Origin of the sequence: Streptacidiphilus carbonis, assembly GCF_000787775.1 — a bacterium.
GTDB classification, from domain to species: Bacteria; Actinomycetota; Actinomycetes; order Streptomycetales; family Streptomycetaceae; genus Streptacidiphilus; species Streptacidiphilus carbonis.
Genome location: NZ_BBPM01000028.1, coordinates 64,252 through 82,945, shown reverse-complemented (window position 1 = coordinate 82,945; position 18,694 = coordinate 64,252). Strand labels below are relative to the sequence as shown.

General features: G+C 71.9%; 18 protein-coding genes. 8 read left to right on the top strand and 10 right to left on the bottom strand.

Annotated elements, in window-relative coordinates:
* Positions 1 to 93 precede the first annotated feature (93 nt).
* Positions 94 to 2,046 carry a M13 family metallopeptidase gene (locus TR46_RS22040; RefSeq protein ID WP_042403951.1) on the top strand — a complete coding sequence of 651 codons (1,953 nt, stop codon included), beginning with the start codon at positions 94 to 96 and terminating at the stop codon, positions 2,044 to 2,046.
* 106 nt (positions 2,047 to 2,152) lie between these two features.
* Complete coding sequence (locus TR46_RS22035; protein ID WP_042403950.1) at positions 2,153 to 2,977, top strand: SAM-dependent methyltransferase; 825 nt, start codon at positions 2,153 to 2,155, stop codon at positions 2,975 to 2,977.
* A gap of 60 nt (positions 2,978 to 3,037) precedes the next feature.
* On the opposite strand, the gene TR46_RS22030 is transcribed toward TR46_RS22035, so the two are convergent.
* The 4 genes from TR46_RS22030 to TR46_RS22015 form a co-directional block, all read right to left on the bottom strand.
* The gene (locus TR46_RS22030; protein WP_152626606.1) at positions 3,038 to 3,301 is read right to left on the bottom strand and encodes a hypothetical protein; all 264 of its coding nucleotides are present in this window, start codon (positions 3,299 to 3,301) and stop codon (positions 3,038 to 3,040) included.
* Between the two features lie 26 nt (positions 3,302 to 3,327).
* The gene (locus TR46_RS22025) at positions 3,328 to 3,570 is read right to left on the bottom strand and encodes a hypothetical protein (protein WP_042403947.1); all 243 of its coding nucleotides are present in this window, start codon (positions 3,568 to 3,570) and stop codon (positions 3,328 to 3,330) included.
* Between the two features lie 73 nt (positions 3,571 to 3,643).
* Positions 3,644 to 4,873 (bottom strand): threonine--tRNA ligase, encoded by a 1,230-nt coding sequence (gene thrS / locus TR46_RS22020; protein WP_042403944.1) that lies wholly within the window; start codon positions 4,871 to 4,873, stop codon positions 3,644 to 3,646.
* A gap of 249 nt (positions 4,874 to 5,122) precedes the next feature.
* Complete coding sequence (locus TR46_RS22015; RefSeq protein ID WP_042403942.1) at positions 5,123 to 6,172, bottom strand: fatty acid desaturase family protein; 1,050 nt, start codon at positions 6,170 to 6,172, stop codon at positions 5,123 to 5,125.
* Positions 6,173 to 6,654: 482 nt separating this feature from the next.
* On the opposite strand from TR46_RS22015, the gene TR46_RS38165 reads away from it, so the two are divergent.
* On the top strand, positions 6,655 to 7,455 hold the full coding sequence (locus TR46_RS38165) for a hypothetical protein (RefSeq protein WP_052432995.1): 801 nt from the start codon (positions 6,655 to 6,657) through the stop codon (positions 7,453 to 7,455).
* A 23-nt stretch (positions 7,456 to 7,478) separates the two neighbouring features.
* Here TR46_RS38165 and TR46_RS22005 read toward each other — a convergent pair whose 3' ends face one another.
* The 6 genes from TR46_RS22005 to TR46_RS21980 form a co-directional block, all read right to left on the bottom strand.
* Positions 7,479 to 7,943, bottom strand: a complete 465-nt coding sequence (locus TR46_RS22005; RefSeq protein ID WP_042403940.1) for a hypothetical protein — start codon at positions 7,941 to 7,943, stop codon at positions 7,479 to 7,481.
* Between the two features lie 145 nt (positions 7,944 to 8,088).
* Positions 8,089 to 8,697 (bottom strand): hypothetical protein, encoded by a 609-nt coding sequence (locus TR46_RS22000; RefSeq protein WP_042403938.1) that lies wholly within the window; start codon positions 8,695 to 8,697, stop codon positions 8,089 to 8,091.
* Positions 8,675 to 9,256 carry an RNA polymerase sigma factor gene (locus tag TR46_RS21995; protein WP_042403935.1) on the bottom strand — a complete coding sequence of 194 codons (582 nt, stop codon included), beginning with the start codon at positions 9,254 to 9,256 and terminating at the stop codon, positions 8,675 to 8,677. Before TR46_RS21995 ends, TR46_RS22000 begins: the two co-directional genes overlap by 23 nt.
* 118 nt (positions 9,257 to 9,374) lie before the next feature.
* The gene (locus tag TR46_RS21990; RefSeq protein WP_042403933.1) at positions 9,375 to 10,403 is read right to left on the bottom strand and encodes a TolB family protein; all 1,029 of its coding nucleotides are present in this window, start codon (positions 10,401 to 10,403) and stop codon (positions 9,375 to 9,377) included.
* Positions 10,400 to 11,719, bottom strand: coding sequence for an MFS transporter (locus TR46_RS21985; RefSeq protein WP_174505144.1), 1,320 nt, complete (start codon positions 11,717 to 11,719; stop codon positions 10,400 to 10,402). The genes TR46_RS21990 and TR46_RS21985 overlap by 4 nt, the downstream gene beginning before the upstream one ends.
* 42 nt (positions 11,720 to 11,761) lie before the next feature.
* Positions 11,762 to 12,652, bottom strand: a complete 891-nt coding sequence (locus TR46_RS21980) for a glycosyltransferase family 2 protein (protein ID WP_042403931.1) — start codon at positions 12,650 to 12,652, stop codon at positions 11,762 to 11,764.
* 430 nt (positions 12,653 to 13,082) lie between these two features.
* Between TR46_RS21980 and TR46_RS21975 the strand changes: the two genes are divergently transcribed.
* From TR46_RS21975 to TR46_RS21955, 5 genes are all read left to right on the top strand, one after another.
* The gene (locus TR46_RS21975; protein WP_042403929.1) at positions 13,083 to 14,525 is read left to right on the top strand and encodes an exopolysaccharide biosynthesis polyprenyl glycosylphosphotransferase; all 1,443 of its coding nucleotides are present in this window, start codon (positions 13,083 to 13,085) and stop codon (positions 14,523 to 14,525) included.
* A 1-nt stretch (position 14,526) separates the two neighbouring features.
* Positions 14,527 to 15,687, top strand: coding sequence for a Gfo/Idh/MocA family protein (locus TR46_RS21970; RefSeq protein WP_236655431.1), 1,161 nt, complete (start codon positions 14,527 to 14,529; stop codon positions 15,685 to 15,687).
* A 67-nt stretch (positions 15,688 to 15,754) separates the two neighbouring features.
* Positions 15,755 to 16,768 carry an NAD-dependent epimerase/dehydratase family protein gene (locus TR46_RS21965; protein ID WP_042403927.1) on the top strand — a complete coding sequence of 338 codons (1,014 nt, stop codon included), beginning with the start codon at positions 15,755 to 15,757 and terminating at the stop codon, positions 16,766 to 16,768.
* On the top strand, positions 16,765 to 17,907 hold the full coding sequence (locus TR46_RS21960; protein WP_042404011.1) for a DegT/DnrJ/EryC1/StrS family aminotransferase: 1,143 nt from the start codon (positions 16,765 to 16,767) through the stop codon (positions 17,905 to 17,907). The genes TR46_RS21965 and TR46_RS21960 overlap by 4 nt, the downstream gene beginning before the upstream one ends.
* Positions 17,904 to 18,674: an acetyltransferase gene (locus TR46_RS21955; RefSeq protein WP_084718819.1), complete on the top strand. Its 771-nt coding sequence runs from the start codon at positions 17,904 to 17,906 to the stop codon at positions 18,672 to 18,674. Before TR46_RS21960 ends, TR46_RS21955 begins: the two co-directional genes overlap by 4 nt.
* The last annotated feature ends 20 nt before the right edge of the window (positions 18,675 to 18,694 follow it).

Below are 18,694 nucleotides of genomic sequence, written 5' to 3'. Positions count from 1 at the left end.
CGGGCCGAGGCTCACTCGAAGCACACCCGAACCCCACCGGAACCGCTCCGAAAACCGGGTCCGGCCGGTCAGGGGCTCGCATAAGCTGCACGAATGAGCATTCTTGATGGCGCCCGTGCGGGCATGAACCCCGACATCCGACCGCAGGACGACCTGTTCGGCCATGTCAACGGCGAGTGGCTGCAGACGGTGGAGATCCCGGCCGACCGGTCGAGCTGGGGCCCCTTCGTGCAGCTGGCCGACACGGCCGAGGAACAGGTCAAACTGATCATCCAGGAGCTCGCGGCGGGAGTGTCGGCGGCCCCGGCCGGCGCCGGTGAGAACGCCCGGAAGATCGCCGCGCTCTACACCTCCTTCATGGACGAGGCGGCCGCGGCCGAACGCGGCATCGAGCCGGTCCGCCCGCAGCTGCGGGCCGTGGCGGCGCTGGCCGACACCCGGGAGCTGGCGGCCTTCCTCGGCGGCTTCGAGCGCACCGGCGGGTCCGGGCTCTTCGGCCTCTACGTCAACACCGACGACCGGGACTCCGACCGCTACCTGGTCAACATCGTCCAGGGCGGGCTGGGGCTGCCGGACGAGTCGTACTACCGCGACGAGAAGTTCGCCGAGATCCGGACGAAGTACGTCGGCTACCTGACCCAGCTGTTCACCGCCGCCGAGCACCAGGCCCCGGGCATCGCCGCGGAGACGGTGCTCGCCATCGAGACCCGGCTGGCGGCAGGGCACTGGGAGCGCGCCGAGACGCGCGATGTGCAGAAGACCTACAACCTCACCAGCCTGGACGAACTGGTGCTGCTCGCGCCGGAGTTCGACTGGAGCGGCTATGTCGCCGCGCTCGGCGGCTCGGACCGCACCATCGCCGAGACCGTGGTCCGGCAGCCGTCCTACCTGGCCCACCTCTCCACCGTGCTGGGCGAGGTGCCGATCGAGCAGTGGCGGGACTGGGCCACGGCCCGGGTGCTGCGTGCGGCATCGCGGTTCCTGACCGACGAACTGGTCAACGCCGACTTCGAGTTCTACGGCCGCGCCCTCAGCGGCACCCCGGAGCTGCGGGCCCGCTGGAAGCGCGGGGTCGCCTTCGTCGAGGATGCGATGGGCGAGGCGGTCGGCGAGGAGTACGTCGCCCGGCACTTCCCGCCGACCTCCAAGGCGATGATGGACGACCTGGTCGCCAACCTGCTCCGGGCCTACCGGGAGTCGATCTCCCGACTGGAGTGGATGACCGACGAGACCAAGGAGCGCGCCTACGAGAAGCTGGCCACCTTCCGCCCGAAGATCGGCTACCCGGAGAAGTTCCGCGACTACTCCGCACTCCAGGTGAGCCCGGACGACCTGCTGGGCAACGCCCATGCGGCGGCGGCCTTCGAGAGCGACCGGGAGCTCGCCAAGATCGGCGCTGCGGTCGACCGCGACGAGTGGTTCATGCTGCCGCAGACCGTCAACGCCTACTACAACCCCGGCACCAACGAGATCTGCTTCCCGGCCGGCATCCTCCAGGCGCCGTTCTTCTCCCCCGAGGGCGAAGCGGCCGAGAACTACGGCGGCATCGGCGCGGTGATCGGCCACGAGATCGGGCACGGCTTCGACGACCAGGGCGCGCAGTACGACGGAGCGGGCAACCTCAACGACTGGTGGACGGCGGCCGACAAGTCGGCCTTCGAGGTCAAGTCCAAGGCGCTGATCACCCAGTACAACGGCTTCTCGCCGCGCTCGCTGCCCGGCCAGACCGTCAACGGCGCGCTGACGGTCGGTGAGAACATCGGCGACCTGGGCGGACTGACGATCGCTCACAAGGCCTACCTGATCTCGCTCGACGGTGACAGCGAGAGCGCCGACTCGCAGACGCTGTTCATGAACTGGGCCTACTGCTGGCGCACCAAGCGCCGCAAGGAGCAGGAGGAGCAGTACCTCACCGTCGACCCGCACTCGCCCCCGGAGTTCCGGGCGAACATCGTTCGCAACCTGGACGAGTTCCACCAGGCCTTCGGCACCGTCGAGGGCGACGAGCTCTGGCTGGACCCGGAAGAGCGCGTCCGGATCTGGTGAATTCCGGGTGGACCGCGGGGCCGCCCCTCCGTCCGCACGCGGAGGGGCGGCCGTTGTTGTCGTCTTCCCAACTCCTGTGGAACAGAGGTCCGTTAATCTTTGCCGTATGACAGAGCAGGAGACGGTCTCCGAGTGGGAGAGGCTCGGCGTGGACACCTCCAAGCCCAGCGTGGCCCGCGTCTACGACGCGATCCTCGGCGGCAAGGACAACTTCGCCGTCGACCGGGCGGTGGCCGCCAAGCGCCTTGAGCTCATCCCCGACGGGGGCCAGGGCGCCCGCCTCAGCCGCGGGTTCCTGGCCAGGGGTGTCGCCCACATGGCCCGCGCGGGCATCACCCAGTTTCTGGACATCGGCTCCGGGCTGCCCACCGCGCAGAACACGCACCAGGTCGCCCAGTCCGTCTCCCCCGGCGCCCGGGTGGTCTACGTCGACCACGACGCGATCGTGCTGGCCCACGCCCGGGCGCTGCTCACCGAGACCCCGGACACCCGGGTGATGCTCGCCGACTTCCGCGCCCCCGAGGCCATCCTGGACAGCGCGACCGTCCGGGAGTTCCTGGACTGGAGCCGCCCGGTCGGCCTGCTGCTGGTGGGCCTGGTGCACCACATCGCGGACGCGGAGGACCCGGCCGCGCTGGTGCGGTCCTACGTCGACCGGCTCCCGGTCGGCAGCTACCTGCTGCTCAGCCACTTCAGCGACGCAAGCCCGGAGGCGCGGGAGCTGGAGCAGGCCTTCCAGCAGATGATGGGCAGCGGCCGGATGCGCAGCCCCAAGGAGATCGAGGGCTTCTTCGACGGCCTGGAACTGGTCGAGCCGGGGGTCGTCCCGGTGGTCAGCTGGCACCCCGAGCAGACGGCGCCCGAGCCGTCGACGCCCAGCACGCTCCTGGTCTACGGCGGCCTGGGCCGGCGCACAGCGGCAGGCGCGTGAGCCGCACGGACCCGACCTACTGCCTGTAGTCGCACCCGTACTGGCACCTGCACTGACCGGTCAGCGGAAACCGTCGTCCCGCTCCCCCTCCAGCGCGTCCGCCTCGGCGTCGAACCGGCGCAGCTCCTCCTTGGCGAGGAAGGGGATGACGGCACCGCAGTCCCGACAGGCCCGTGCGAAGACCGCGTCGTACTCGGGCCGCGGCTTGAACGCCCCCCGCCTGGGGAACCGCAGCCGCAGAAACCTCTGATCCCCCATCCGGTTGCCCGAGGTCAATTCGCCCAGCGGACCGAGCCGTTCCGAACCGCACACACCGCATCGCATGCCGGGAGCCTAGGCAACCCCAACGGTCACGGACAACAGGCCGATACCGAGGCGGAGGCGGACACCGACGCTGACGCTGACACCGACGCCGACGGCCGGACGGGCTCCGTTCCCGTCGAGCCGTGCAGGCCGTGGGTGAGGAACCAGGCCAGCGCGGCGGTGGCGATCAACATCCCACCGGCCCCTGCCAACCGGGGATCCATCAGCAGGCTCCGCTGCGGCTCGGGTCCCTCGCCCGCCTCCTCGTCCTCGTCCTCGTCCTCGTCCATGTCGATGTCCCCCGCCCTCGAACGACTGTACCGCGCCGAGAGTACTGCTCCTGGGACTCGACCGCCCGGCCCGTCACAGCTCGCCGCTGCGGGTGGCCACCCGGTCGCCGACCCGCGCCAGTACCTCGGCGACGGGTTGCGGGTCGAGTCGGCGGCCGTCGCGCAGCCGCACCGCGAGCAGGCCGGCCGCGGCCTCGCGGGGGCCGATGACCGCCTGGTAGGGCACCAGTCGGGCGGTCCGGATCCTGGCGGACAGGGTGCCCTGCTCGGGGCCGGCGAGCTTTGCCCGAAGTCCGAGTTCCAGGCACCGGCGCAGCAGGTGCTCGGCGGCGGGGAGTTCGGCGTCGGACACCGGCAGGACCGCCAGTTGGGCCGGGGCCAGCCAGGCCGGGAAGGCACCGCCGTGGACCTCGATGAGCTGGGCGACGGCCCGTTCCACGCTGCCGATGATGCTGCGGTGCACCATCACCGGCCGGTGCTTCGCGCCGTCCGCGCCGATGTAGTGCAGATCGAACTGCTCGGGCTGGTGGAAGTCGACCTGGACGGTCGACAGGGTAGCCTCCCGTCCGGCGCCGTCGGCGATCTGGACGTCGATCTTGGGACCGTAGAACGCGGCTTCGCCCTCGACGGCCTCATAGGCCACTCCCGCTCCGTCCAGCACCTCGGTCAGCAGGGCGGTTGCCCTGCGCCACATCTCCGGGGCGGCGACGTACTTGCCACCCGGCCCGGGGAGCGACAGCCGGAAACGGGACGGGCTGATGCCCAGGTTCGCGTAGGCGCGGCGGATCAGCACCAGGGCCGAGCGCGCCTCCTCGGCGACCTGCTCCAGGGTGCAGAAGATATGGGCGTCGTTCAGCTGGATCGCCCGCACCCGGGTCAGCCCGCCGAGCACCCCGGACAGTTCGGATCGGTACATCCCACCCAACTCGGCCATCCGCAGCGGCAGTTCGCGATAGCTGTGCGAGCGCGAGCGGTAGATCAGGGCATGGTGCGGACACAGGCTGGGCCGGAGTACGACCTGCTCCGCGCCGAGGTCCATCGGCGGGAACATGTCCTCGCTGTAGTGGGACCAGTGGCCGGAGATCTCGTACAGCTCGCGCTTGCCCAGCACCGGCGAGTAGACGTGTTGGTAGCCGGCCCGGCGCTCGGCCTCGCGGATGTACTCCTCCAGCGCGTGGCGCAGCACCGCGCCGTCCGGCAGCCAGTACGGCAGGCCTGCGCCCATCAGCGGGTCGGTGTCGAACAGGTCCAGTTCGCGGCCGAGTCTGCGGTGGTCGTGACGGCTCTCCTGGTGGGCCTGCATGGTGGTCTCCTCACAGTTGGACGGGGCGGGTGACCACACGGCGAAGCCCCGGGGCGACTCGCCCCGGGGCTTCGGACAGATCAGCTGTCAGCGCGCCGGGACACTCTCCGGCGTCGTCGTGTTCACAGCAGCGCGCTCGTTCATGCCTGCACGCTAACAAGGACGCGGGCGACCATGCGACCGGTTTTGGCACCCGGCCCTGCTCAGGCGCGACGGCGTGCTGCGACTAGCAGTCCGAGGACGGCGCGCTCAGCGGGTCGCGGCGCGGCCGACCTCGTGCATGTGGCCGAGTCCCTGGCGGTAGGACTCCAACAGGCCGGTCTCGGTGTAGGGGAGGCCGAGGCGGGCGCAGTGGGCGCGGATCAGGGGCTGGGCCGCGCGCAGGTTGGGGCGGGGCATGCTCGGGAAGAGGTGGTGGTCGATCTGGTAGTTGAGGCCGCCCAGGAAGAAGTCGGTGAGCGGGCCGCCGCGGACGTTGCGTGAGGTGAGCACCTGGCGGCGGAGGTGGCCCCAGTCGTCGCCGCCGTCCGGGTCGGGCATCTCCATGCCCTTGTGGTTGGGGGCGAAGGCAGAGCCGAGGTGCAGCCCGAACAGCGCGTGGTGCAGGGCGGCGAAGACCAGCGCCTGCAGCGGGTTCATGGCGAGCAGCAACAGGGTTGCGTACAGGGCCAGATGGGCCACCAGCAGCGAACCCTCGACCAGCCGCTCGCGCGGCGGCTGACGCCTCAGGTCCAGCAGGCTGGAGACCTTGAGGGCGACGCCTTCGAGCAGCAGCATCGGGACGAACAGCCGGGCCTGATGGCGGGTCACCCAACGTGCCAGGCCCTCGCGTTGGGCCGCCTGGCGCTGCGTCCAGACCAGTGCGCCCACGCCGACGTCCGGGTCCTTGTCCACATGGTTGGGGTTGGCGTGGTGCCGGTTGTGCTTGTCGGTCCACCAGCCGACGCTCATGCCCAGCAGCAGGTCGGCATGGACCAGGCCGAGCACCCGGTTCACCCGGCGGCTCGCGGCTATCTGCTGGTGGCAGGCGTCGTGGCCGATGAAGGCGGTGCGCCCGCCGAGGACGGCCGCGGGCAGCGCCAGTGCCAGCACCCACCAGGAGCCGCCGAGCAGCACCACCCCGGTCCAGACGGCGGCGACCAGCAACAGGTTGAGCGCGATGCTGCGGGCGTACCAACCGGTCCGGCGCTCCAGCAGGCCCGCCGAGCGGACCCGCTGCAGCAGCGGGCTGAACTCCGAGCCGCGTGCGGCGGTCGGGACGGCGGTGGGGGTGGCGGTGGCGCTGAGGGGTGGCGGCATCCGGGTCTCCAGGGTGGGCGATCAGGTGGGAAGACGGCGCGTCGTCCCTGATCACCAACCTATGAACCGCCGGATGCGGCAACCATGGAGCGCCCACCCGACCCGGTCGGGGGTTATCCCCCTGCCGCCCGCACCGGCAGCCCCGAGAGCCATCCGTGCCGCAGGCGCCGGGTGCTGCGGAACGCACCGTCCCCCGCCACCCCGGGAGCACGCGCTGTAACCGGTTGACCGCGTTGTGCATACGCTTTCATACTGGCCCGGGGTGCGGGGCCGGAACACGGGGCTGGAACACGGGGCTGGGGGAAGCCATGGCGATCATGCCCAATGCCAGGCAGTTGCTCGGGGGAACTGCGGCGATGACCGCGGCGGTGCTGCTGCTGGCGGCCTGTGGGGGCTCGGGGGCGGCGACCGGTCAGGGCACGGCAGGCGGGGGTGGTTCGACGACCGGGGCCCCGCCCAGTGCGTCGCCCACCCCGACGGAGATGACGACCAGTCAGTACGTGACCGCGGTTGCCGGAATCGACAAGCCGGTCGGCGCCGCTCTGTCCGCCCTGGCCGCAAGCGGCTCCAGGGCCCGGCTGTCCGCCGCCGCGACGGCGCTGCAGACCGCGGCGGGCAGGCTGGACGCCGTGAACGCCCCGGTCGAGGCCGCCATGGACAACCAGGGCCTGTCCGAGAAGCTGAAGAACCTGGCCGGGGATCTGCAGTCGCTCGCCAGGGGCGAGGACAGCAACGGCAACGCCGTCTGCGCCGCCGCCTCCCCCGCCGTCCAGGCCGGGAACACGGACAGCTTGGCCGCGTTGGCCACCCAGCTGAGGACGATGGCCGCGGCCGGCCACCCGGCCGGGATCGCCCTGCCGGCGTTCCCCAAGCAGCAGAAGCGCTCCCTCTCCACCGGCACCTACCTCCGGGACACCGACCGCAGCGGCCGGGGCCAGCTCACCATCGAGAACGGCGGAGACGGCGACGCGGTGATCACCCTCACCAGGAGCGGCGCCCGCTCGCTGGCGGTCTACATCCGCAAGAACGGCAGCTACACCGTCAAGGGCGTGCGGGACGGCACCTACACCGTCTACTTCGCCACCGGCTCCGACTGGGACTCCGGCCGCCGGGGGTTCACCTCAGGGTGTGCCTACCAGAAGTTCGACAACACCCTGAAGTTCACCACCGTCTACGGCTCGACGCAGATCGAGTACACGACCTACACCCTCAGCCTCTACGCCGTGGCCGGCGGCACAGCCAGCACCAGCGACGTCCCGCCGGCCCAGTTCCCGGCGCCGTAGCGCCCGTTCACCGGTCCGCCCCATCACCACCAGTTGGTGCAGGTGATGGCGCGGTCGGCGGTGTAGCCGCAGGCGCGGAAGCGCCAGAGGTTGCTGCTGCTCTCGGACTGGGCGGCGCTGGTCTTGGAACTGCCGTTGCCCTTGTTCACGGTGAAGGGGCCGCACTGCAGCCAGGTGGAGCCGCCGTCCCGGGTCCAGTCCATCCAGACGGACTCGACGCCGTTGACGGTGCTGCCCGAGATCTTGGCGAAGCCGCGGCTGCCGGCGGTCTGCAGCGAGATGGTGTCGCCGTCGTGGACCACCGACTCGCGGACGGTGCCGGAGGCGTTGTCCGAGATGTCCACGAAGCCGTTGGCGCCGCCGGTGCAGTCCGAGGCGGCGGCGTGCGCGGCGGGGGCGGCGGCCACGCCGACGGCGACGCCGCTCACGGCGAGGAGCAGCGCTCCGGCCGCTCCGGCACACTTCTGACGGACCATGTGACGGATCATGTCGAGTACTCCTGTCATCGGACACGGTGCTGAAGTCCTTCGCCCCGTACACGTCCGGCGGGCACCCGCTGTATGACAGCGGCGACAGAGTTTTCCGAATCAGAGGATTTCCGAACAGAGGATTTCCGAACAGAGGATTCCCGGATCAGCGGATCCCGGCCTCGGCCGGGGTGCAGTCGCGGATGTCCACGGTGTTGCGGGTCCGGACGCCCGGGAGCCAGCCGCGGACGCCGTTCGCCGTGGTGACCAGGTACCAGCGGGTGGAGGTGATCCCGCTCTCGTCCTCGACCAGGGTGCCGTCGGACACCACGCACTGCGCGCCGACCCGGTCGCCGTTCCAGACCCTGCCCGCCGCGTTGTCGTCGTCCGCGTACCGGGCGTAGGGGTCGCGGGCCAGCCGCAGGCCGCACTCCATGGTCCGCAGCGAGCGGCACGGCGCCTCGGCGTTGAAGACGGTCAGCGGCGTGCCGGAGCCCGCGCCGGGTACGGCCGAGCCCGGTGCGGGAGCGCCCGGACGGGCCAGCCACCAGGCGCCCAGCGCGATCAGACCCACCGTCACGGCCAGCACCGCGAACCCGGCGACCAGCCGGGACGGCCGGCGCGGGCGCGGCGCCGGAGCCCCGATCCGCGCCACCGGCGGCTCGGCACTGACCCGCTCCCAGAGCCCGGGTGGCAGCGACAGCTCCCTGTCGGCGGTGCGCAGCCGTTCCCCCAGGGCGGCCGCCGCCCGGTCACGCTGTGCCTTGCGACGCATGGCCGTCCTGCCCTTCCGCGATGTCCGCCGGCCGCGCCGGGGCCGGGCGCTCCCCCAGGCAGCCGCGCAGTTTGTCCAGGGCGCGGGCCCGTGACCGCGAGACGGTGCCCCGGTGCGTCCCGAGTATCCCGGCGGCCTGGTCGATGGTGTACCCGTCCAGGTCCACCAGGATCACCGCGGCGGCCTGGCGCACCGTCAGCCGCCCCAGCAGGCTCAATGCCTCCAGTTGCGAGGCGCGTTCCGCGAAGCCGCCGTCCCAGCAGGTTCCCGCGCCGTCGGCAGGGTGTCCGGGGTCCGCGACCAGGACCTGCCGCCGGCCCCGCCGATAGCTGTCGCGCACCTGGCTGACCAGGGCGGCGAAGGCGTACGCATAGGGCTCCGGATGGGCGAGGAAGCGCTGCGGCCGGGCGGCGAGCTTGAGGTAGACCTCGTGCACGGCGTCCTCGGCCGCGTCGGAGCCGCCGGCCAGCAGGGCCGCTCTGCGGTAGAGCCTGGGCAGCAGGGCGCAGAACACGCTGTCGAAGGAGGACCTGAGGTCGTCGCACTGGGGCCCCGGCATAGGCCCATCGTGGCCCAGGGGAGCCAGGGTCAGCGGCAGCCACATCCGGACAGGAGGGGCGCATTGGGGTACGAGGGGCGGACATGTCGTCCGTATGCGCCCTACTGCCGGGCTCCCGCTACTGCGGTGCCGGGGAGAAGGCGCCGGGGACGATCAGCTTCGGCTTGCCGCTGCCGTCGGCGGGGACCGACCACAGGTCGGTGCTCCTGGTGTCCCCGTCGGTGGGCAGGGCGTAGGCGATGGTGTCGTCGTCCAGCCAGGTGGCCTGGTCGTCGACGCTGTGCGGCTCGGCCAGCGGGGTCTCCTTCAGCGTCCGCAGGTCGATCACGTACTCGCGCCAGAGCGCGGCGTTCGGCAGCACCCGCTTCTTGAAGGCGATCCGGGTGCCGTCCGGCGACAGCGAGGGGCACTCCACGTTCTCCACCCCGACGCCGGTGGCGCTGTGCTTCGAGAGCGAGCCGCGCATCAGATAGGTCCGGCCGGCCGTGCCCAGGGTGGCGTAGAAGGTGTCGTCGTCCGAGGCGAAGGTGACGCCCCAGAAGTTGTCGTCGGTCGCGTGGTAGGGCTTCCCGTTCAGCTGGACGGAGAACTGCTCCAGACTGTCGACGACCTTCCAGGTCCGGGTGTCCAGGATGGAGGTCCTGGTGGAGAAGAAGGCCGAGCCGTAGGAGTCGCCGCCGACAAAGTCGGTCCAGGCGACCAGGCGGCCGCTGGGCGAGACCCTGGCGCGGCTGGGGATGCCGGCGATCGGGTAGCTGCGCAGGGTCTTCAGCCGGGCGTCCAGGATCACCGCCCGGGTGGTCTGGCCGAGCACCCCGGTGGCGGACTGCAGGCAGACGCCGGTGCCCGCCGCCGCGTAGAAGCGCAGGCAGGTGGTGCCGGTGGCGGTCCGGGGGCCGGCGGTGTCGCCGATCGGCACCGAGGACAGCCGGTCCAGGTCGGGACCGGCCGCGGTGTTGAGGAACAGCAGCTTCTTCGCCGCGCCCGGACCCAGCGACACCTCGCCGCTGCTGACAGCGGGTCCGCCCGCCGTCGGCCTGCTCCGCTGGGCGGCCTGGTCGGCCGCGTGCAGCACGAAGCCGGTGCCCACCCCCGCGCAGACCAGGACGGCGACGACCAGGATGACCAGGCGGCGGGCGGTGCTCATGGACGTGCTCCGGTGGTGGCGTTCGGACGGGCGGTGGGGCGCAGCACGGTTCCGGCCGCGACGGCGCAGCAGAGCAGGCCGACGGCGGAACCGGCCAGCGCCGGGCCGTCGCCCCAGGCGGTCCAGGCCGCACCGAAGGCCAGGGAGCAGCAGAACCTCGCCAGCGCCTGCCCGGTGCCGACCAGGGCCAGGCCGCTCGCCCGCAGCGCCTCGGGGACCACGTCGGCGACCGCGGCCGGGAGCACCCCGTCGGTGGCGGCGTAGAAGGTCCCGTGCAGGGCGAGGACGAGGTACGGCAGAGCCGGCGTGGACGGGGTCCACAGCAGCAGCGCGTAGGCGGCGAGCAGACCGGCGTGCCCGGCCAGAAAGACCGTGCGGCGGCCGATGCGGTCGGCGAGGACGCCGAGCGGCACGGCGAGGGAGAGGAAGACCACCGCGGTGCCGAACGGCAGCAGTGGGAACCACTGCTCGCCGATGCCGGTGCGGCGCTGCAGCAGCAGGTAGACGAAGGCGTCGCTGACCGTGGTGAGACCGAGCAGCGCGGCGCAGACGGCGAGCGCGCGGAGCCGCGGGATCCGCAGCAGGGAGAGCGCCTGGCGCAGGTCGGGCCGGGCCTTCGGGGGTTCGGCGGCCGCACCGTCCGGGTCGACGCCCGGGGCCGCGGGGCTCGCGGCGTAGGGCTTCGGCCGGGACGGCACGAAGAGCACCAGCACCACCACCCCGAGCGCGGCCACGCACGCGCTGACGCCGAACACCGCGTTGTAGCCATCGGTCGCCGCCCGCAGGATCAGGAACGCGGCGACCGGGCCGAGGACCGCCCCCGCGGTGTCCATCGCCCGGTGCACCCCGAAGGCGCGGCCCCGGTACTCCGGTGCCGTCGACATGGAGATCAGCGCGTCGCGCGGCGAGGTCCGCAGCCCCTTCCCGGTGCGGTCCAGGGCCAGCACCGCGCCCAGCGGGCCGAGGGCGTGCACGGTCAGCAGCAGCGGCTTGCAGACCGCGGAAAGCGCGTAGCCCAGTCCGGCGATCAGCTTGTGGTTCCTGGCCCGGTCGGCGAGATGCCCGCCGACCAGCTGCACCAGCGCGCTGACGCCGTTGTAGACGCCGTCCAGCGTGCCGAAGCCGAGCGGGTTCATCCCCAGCCCGGCGACCAGGTACAGCGGCAGTACGGCGGTGACCATCTCCGAGGAGACGTCGGTGACCAGGCTGACCGCCCCGAGGGCGAGCACCACCCCGGTGACCGCCCGCACCTTGGCCGACCCGCCTGCGCCGCCGGCCTTCTGCGCCGCCGGCGCCGCCCGGTCAGCGAGATACATGGCGTACTCCCCCCTGCTGTCGTGCTGTTCCTTGCTGCCGGCTCAGGCCCCTCGGCTGCTCTCGTCCCTCAGCCAGGTGCCGAAGTCCCCCTGCCTGATGGCCCGTTTCGCACCCCGCCGGGCCGCGAGCGCGGCGGTGAGGAAGACCAGAACGGCCGGAAAGAGACTGGGCTGGGCCCGCAGCAGCGCCCCCAGGTCCGCCTTTCCGGTTCGTGCCGACGGCGTGTGCGCGGCCCCCACCGCTCCCCCCAGCGCCCCCGCGTCCGCGTCCGCCCCCCGCTGGTGCTGTTCGACCTGCGCGGTCGACGTCGCCGCCCTGATCCGACGTCGGATCAGATCCCCCCAGGTCCGCGGTGGTTGGACCACCACCCGGGCGGCGGCCACCACCCGGCGCTCCTCCGGCCCGAAGGCCAGCGAGGCGACCAGGTCGTCGGCCATCAGCGGGGGCAGTGCGGCGATCCGAGCGTACCCGGCCTCGGTGACGGCGATGACACCACGGCCGAACAGCCCTTCCCGCACGGCCGGCAGCCGCTGCCAGACCCGGTAGTAGGCCCGCACGGACCAGGCGCTGCCCGCCAGTGGAAGCTCCCGCTCCGGGGCGGCGGCGAGGATCCCGTCCGCCGACCGCAGTACCTCCGCCAGGGCGTGCACGTCGGCCGGGCCGAGGACCACGTCGGCGTCCACGTACACCCGCGGGAAGCCCTGGGCGTACTGGTCACCGGTGCGCAGCGCCTCGTGCTTGGAGGGTTCCGGGATCTCCACGACCCTTACCGCGGGGGCCCGTTCGGATGCGATCCGTACCGTGTCGTCGGTGCAGCCGTTGCAGACCACCACGATGTGCAGCGGCTCTGCCGCTGGGTCGGCAAGCAGGGAGTCGAGGAGGCGGCCGATCACTCGCTCCTCGTTGTGAGCGGGGATCACTATGCTCGTCACCCGGGCAGTATGACGCCAAAGATGGGGATCATGGCCAGCGTTTGGTCCAACTGCTCCCCCGGTGTGACCCCAGTGGTCTACATTGAACGGCGGTGAACCGGTTTGCGCATCACGCGCAGAGAGGGTGTAGTTCCGGCCGTTTCGGTTTATTTCCTCAGACGTACTGATTGGTCATCGGTACGGTGGCGGGCGTTGCCCGACATGCTGAAGTCTCGCCTGGTCGAGAATCTGGGGAACGAACCGGGAACAGTGCCAAACGGACTCCCGAGGCGGGGGGAAAACTGCCGACGGACCGTCCGTGCTCGTGTCAGGTGTACGAGCCGAGCGCTCGCAGCGACTCCAGCACCACGCGTCCTGATCCATCGTCAATCACTGGACGCCGCAGGGTCCTGACGAGTGCGTAGCGCACCGTTGTGGTGGGGGGTTTCGCATGGCCGTCGAGCCGGTCACGCATCAGCTCAGAGTCGTCGAACGGAGAAGTCCAGGGGTCCGCAAACGCCGTTGGGAGCACAGGTACCGGATCGTCCTGCTGGTCGCGGACGCACTGGCCGCCGTGGTCGCCGCGTTCCTGGTCCATGGGGCGTACGGGCGTTGGGCCGTGGCCCTGGGCCTGCCGCCGGCCTGGATCGTCGCCATGTGCGCCTACCGCGCCTACGACCGCAGTGCCCTCGGTCTCGGCACCGAGGAGTTCCGCCGGGTGCTGCGCGGGGCCGTCGCCCTACCTGCACTGACGGCCATTGCCTGCTGGTGGTTCCTGCACGACTCGGATCTGCTGCACGACATGATGGTGGCGGCCGCGCCCGCCGCCGTACTCGCGGTGCTGGCACGGTACCTGATCCGGCGTCGGCTGCACCGGCGCTGGCGCAGGGGGCGCGACCGCAGCGAGACCGTGCTGGTCGGACCCTCCAGCAGCGTCGTCGAGCTGATAGGCGTCCTGCGCCGGGGCAGCGCCGAGGAGTTGAATGTCGCCGGGGTCTGCCTGACCGATCCGGTGAACGCCCCGGTCGTCAATGAACTGGGGCTGCCGGTGCGCGGCGGCGTCGGCGACCTGTCCGGCGTGATCCGGTCCACCGGCTGCAACACCGTGGTGGTGCTGCCGGCGCCGGAGATAGACGCCCACGCGCTGCTGCGGCTGTCCTGGATCGCTGCCGCCCAGGGCGCCGACTTCCTGGTCGCCCCGCTGGTCACCGATGTCGCCGCGTCCCGGGTGGCGATCCGCCCCAACAACGGCGTGCCGCTGCTGACCATCAGGACGCCGCGGCTGGGGCGGCTGCCCCGGGTGCCCAAGGAGGTCATGGACCGCGCGGTGGCCGGACTGCTGCTGCTGGCGCTGGCGCCGCTGTTCCTGCTGCTCGCGCTGCTGGTCCGGTTGGACAGCCCCGGGCGGGTGCTGTTCCGGCAGCAGCGGGTGGGCCGCTACGGCAACCACTTCACCATGCTGAAGTTCCGCACCATGCGCCAGGACGCCGAGCGGGAGCGGGACCTGCTCGCGCACCTCAACCACAACAGCGACGGCATGCTCTTCAAGGTCAGGGAGGACCCCAGGGTCACCCGGGTCGGGTCGGTGCTGCGGCGCTACTCGCTGGACGAGCTCCCGCAGCTGCTGAACGTCCTCAGCGGCGACATGTCCCTGGTCGGCCCGCGTCCGCCGCTCCCGGCGGAGGTGGAGGGCTACACCCAGGAGGTCAAGCGCCGGCTGCTGGTGAAGCCGGGGCTCACCGGGCTGTGGCAGATCAGCGGCAGGTCCGACCTGTCCTGGGACGACGCGGTCCGGCTCGACCTCGGCTATGTGGACAACTGGTCGCTGGGGCTGGACCTGGCGATCCTGCTGCGCACCGGACCCGCCGTGGTCCGTGGGACGGGGGCGTACTGACATGACGTCAAACAGCAAGCACAGCAGCACCAGCAGAGCGACCGTCGGCGAGCAGGGGAAGACCAGCACCGTGACCGAGAGCAGCAGCGCCGCCCCCTCCGCCGCCGTCCCCCCGGCCGCCGAACCCCTCGGCGTCGCCGTCATCGGCGCCGGGTACTGGGGCCCCAACCTGGTCCGCAACTTCCAGTCCAGTCCGCAGTTCCGGCTGCGCCGGCTCTGCGACCTGGACGTGGACCGGGCCCGGCGGGTGCTCGGCGGCTACTCCACGGTCCAGGCGACCTCCGACTACGCCGCGGTGCTCGCCGACCCCGAGGTGCACGCCGTCGCGGTGGCCACCCCGGCCGGAACCCATCTGGACGTGGCCCTGGCCGCGCTGCGCGCCGGCAAGCACGTCCTGGTGGAGAAGCCGCTGGCGGCGACCTACGCCGACGGCGCGCGCCTGGTCGCCGAGGCCGAGCAGCGCGGACTGACCCTGATGTGTGATCACACCTACTGCTACACACCGGCGGTGGGGCGGATCAGGGAGCTGGTGCGTTCCGGCGAGCTGGGCGAGATCCACTTCGTCGACTCGGTGCGGATCAACCTGGGCCTGGTGCAGAAGGACATCGACGTGATGTGGGACCTGGCCCCGCACGACCTGTCGATCCTGGACTTCATCCTCCCCGAGAACGTCGAGCCGGTCGCCGTGGCCGCGCACGGCGCCGACCCGATCGGCGCCGGGCAGGCCTGCGTGGCGTATCTGACGCTCCAGCTGAACACCGGCGCCATCGCCCACGTCCACGTCAACTGGCTGTCCCCGACCAAGGTGCGGACCACCATGGTCGGCGGCGCCAAGCGCACCCTGGTCTGGGACGACCTCAATCCGGCCCAGCGGGTGGCGATCTTCGACCGGGGGGTCGACCTGGCCGCTCCGCAGGAGATCGGCGCCGACGAGCGCCGGGACATGCTGATCTCCTACCGCTCCGGCGACATGGTCGCCCCAGCGATCGGCGAGAAGGAGGCCCTGCGCAGCATGGTCGACGAGTTCGCCGGTGCGATCCGCGAGCGCCGGGCCCCGCTGACGGACGGTCAGGCCGGGCTTCGGGTCCTGGACATCCTCGAAGCCGCTTCGCGCAGCCTGGAGTTCAAGGGCGCCGTGGTGGGGCTCCGCACCGGTCGCTGATCCGGCGTCAGGGCTTTTGTCAGTGCCACAGTTCACAGGCTCCAACGTGCAGAGACAGGGAACAGAGTTGAGCAGCGTACGCGGCAAGAAGATCCTGGTCACCGGGGGCGCCGGAACCATCGGCTCCAATCTGGTGGACCTTCTGGTCGACAGCGGAGCCGGACGGATCACCGTCCTGGACAATTTCGTCCGCGGCCGGATGGCCAATCTGGCCACCGCCATGCCCAGCGGACTGGTGGAGGTGGTCGAGGGCGACATCCGTGACGCCGCCACCGTCCGCAAGGTCACCGAGGGCTCGGACCTGGTGTTCCACCTCGCGGCCATCCGGATCACCCAGTGCGCCGAGGAGCCGCGGCTGGCCAACGAGGTGATGGTCGACGGCACCTTCAACGTCCTGGAGGCGGCGGCCGACGCCAAGGTGCGGAAGGTCATCGCGTCCTCGTCGGCCTCGGTCTACGGGCTCGCCGAGGAGTTCCCGACCACCGAGCGGCACCACTCCTACAACAACGACACCTTCTACGGGGCCGCCAAGGCCTTCAACGAGGGGATGCTGCGCAGCTTCTACGCCATGTTCGGACTGGACTACGTGGCGCTGCGCTACTTCAACGTCTACGGCCCCCGGATGGACATCCACGGCCTCTACACCGAGGTGCTGATCCGGTGGATGGAGCGGATCGAGAACGGCGAGCCGCCGCTGATCCTCGGTGACGGCACCCAGACCATGGACTTCGTCGACGTCCGCGACATCGCCAGGGCCAACCTGCTGGCGGCGGAGTCGGACCTCACCGACACCGTCTTCAATGTCGCCAGCGCCACCGAGACCAGTCTGCGCGACCTGGCGCTCGGGCTGCTCCGGGCGATGGACTCCGACCTGGAGCCGGTGCACGGCCCGGCGCGGGCGGTCAACGGGGTGACCCGGCGGCTGGCCGACGTCTCCCGGGCCCGGGCCGAGCTCGGCTTCACCGCCGAGATCGACCTGGAGACCGGACTGCGGGACCTGGTCCGGTGGTGGCGCGCCGAGCGGGCCGCCGACGCCGCTGCTGCTGCCGCCGCCGCTCCCGCCGCGGGGGCCGGCCGATGAGCGGCGACCGCATCCCGGTGATGATCCCCTGGCTGGGCGAGGAGGAGGCGCAGGCCGCCGCCGACGCCGTGCTGTCCGGCTGGGTGGCCCAGGGCCCCCGGGTCGCCGCGTTCGAGCGGGCCTTCGCCGAGCGGGTGGGCGCGGAGCACGGGATCGCCGTCAGCTCCTGCACCACTGCGCTGCACCTGGCCCTGGTGGTACTGGGCCTGGGCCCCGGCGACGAGGTCGTCGTGCCGTCACTGTCCTTCATCGCCACCGCCAACGCGGTGCGCTACGTCGGCGCCGAGCCGGTGTTCGCCGATGTCGAGACCGCCACCGGCAATCTGACCGCCGCCACCGTGGACGCCGTCCGGACCCCCCGGACCAGGGCCGTGCTGGCGGTGCACCAGGGCGGGGTCCCCGCCGACGTGGACAGCCTGCGCGCCGCCTGCGCGGACTGGGACCTGCCGCTGGTCGAGGACGCCGCCTGCGGCATCGGCGCGACCGTGGGCGGCAAGTCCGTCGGCCACGGCGCACTGATCGCCGCCTGGTCCTTCCACCCCCGCAAGGTGATCACCACCGGGGAGGGCGGCATGGTCACCACCGACGACGCCGAGTGGGCCGAGCGGCTGGGCCGCCTGCGCGAGCACGGCATGAACGCCTCGGCGGCGGCGCGTCACGCCAGCCGGCAGCCGATCCTGGAGAGCTATCTGGAGGTCGGCTACAACTACCGGATGACGGACATCCAGGCCGCCGTCGGCCTGGTGCAGCTGGGCAGACTGGACGAGATCGTGACCCGCCGCCGCGCACTGGCGGCCCGCTACGCCGAACTGCTCGCCGACGTCCCCGGGCTCACCCCGGTCGGCGACCCGGCGTACGGGGAGGCCAACTTCCAGTCCTACTGGGTGCTCCCGGACCAGGACTTCCCTGCCTCCCGCGACCAACTGCTGTCCGCGCTGGCCGAGGCCGGGGTCTCGGCCCGGCGCGGCATCATGGCCTCACACCTGGAACCCGCCTACCAGGGCCACCCCTCGGCGCCGCTGCCGGTCACCGAGCGGATCAGCCGGGACTCGCTGATCCTGCCGCTGTTCCACACCATGACGGAGGACCAGCAGGACCGGGTGGTCGCGGTACTGCGGCAGCAGGCGGCCGCCGGATGACGACCGACCTGCTGATCGTCGGCGCGGGCGGATTCGCCAGGGAGACCGCCCAGGCGGTCCTGCTCGACGACAGCACACGGCTGCTGGGCCACCTGGACGACGACCCGGCGCTGCACGGCACCACCGTGGACGGCGTACCGGTGCTCGGCGGCTGCGACCTGGTCCACGAACGGACCGGGGCCCGGGTCGTGGTGTGCGTCGGCAGTCCCCGGGACTACTCCGTCCGGGCCCGGCTGGTCCGCCGGCTGGGCCTGCCCGAGGAGCGGTACGCCTCGGTGCGTCATCCGAGCGCAGTGGTCTCCTGGAGTTCCACCGTCGGGCCGGGGTCGGTGCTGCTGGCGCACACCGTGCTGACCGCCGCGGTCACCGTGGGGGCGCATGTCGCGGTGATGCCGCAGGTGGTGCTCACCCACGACGACGTGGTGGCGGACTTCGCGACCATCGCCTCGGGCGTCAGGCTCGGCGGCGGCGTCAGGGTGGGGACCGGCGCCTACATCGGGGCCGGGGCGCTGCTCCGCGAGTACACCAGCGTCGGCGCCGGGTCGCTGGTCGGCGCCGGGTCGCTGGTGCTGTCCGACGTCCCGCCCGGCGAGGTCTGGGTCGGCAGCCCGGCCCGCCGCCTCCGGGCGGCCGCCGGCGGCGAACCCGCCGCCACAGGACGCGCCGACACAGGACGCGCCGACACAGGACCGGCCGTCACAGGTCGCGCCGGCACACCACCGGCCGGCACCGCACCACTGGCTGCAGCGAACCACCAGCACCGTTGAACCGATAGCCGTGGGGGGAA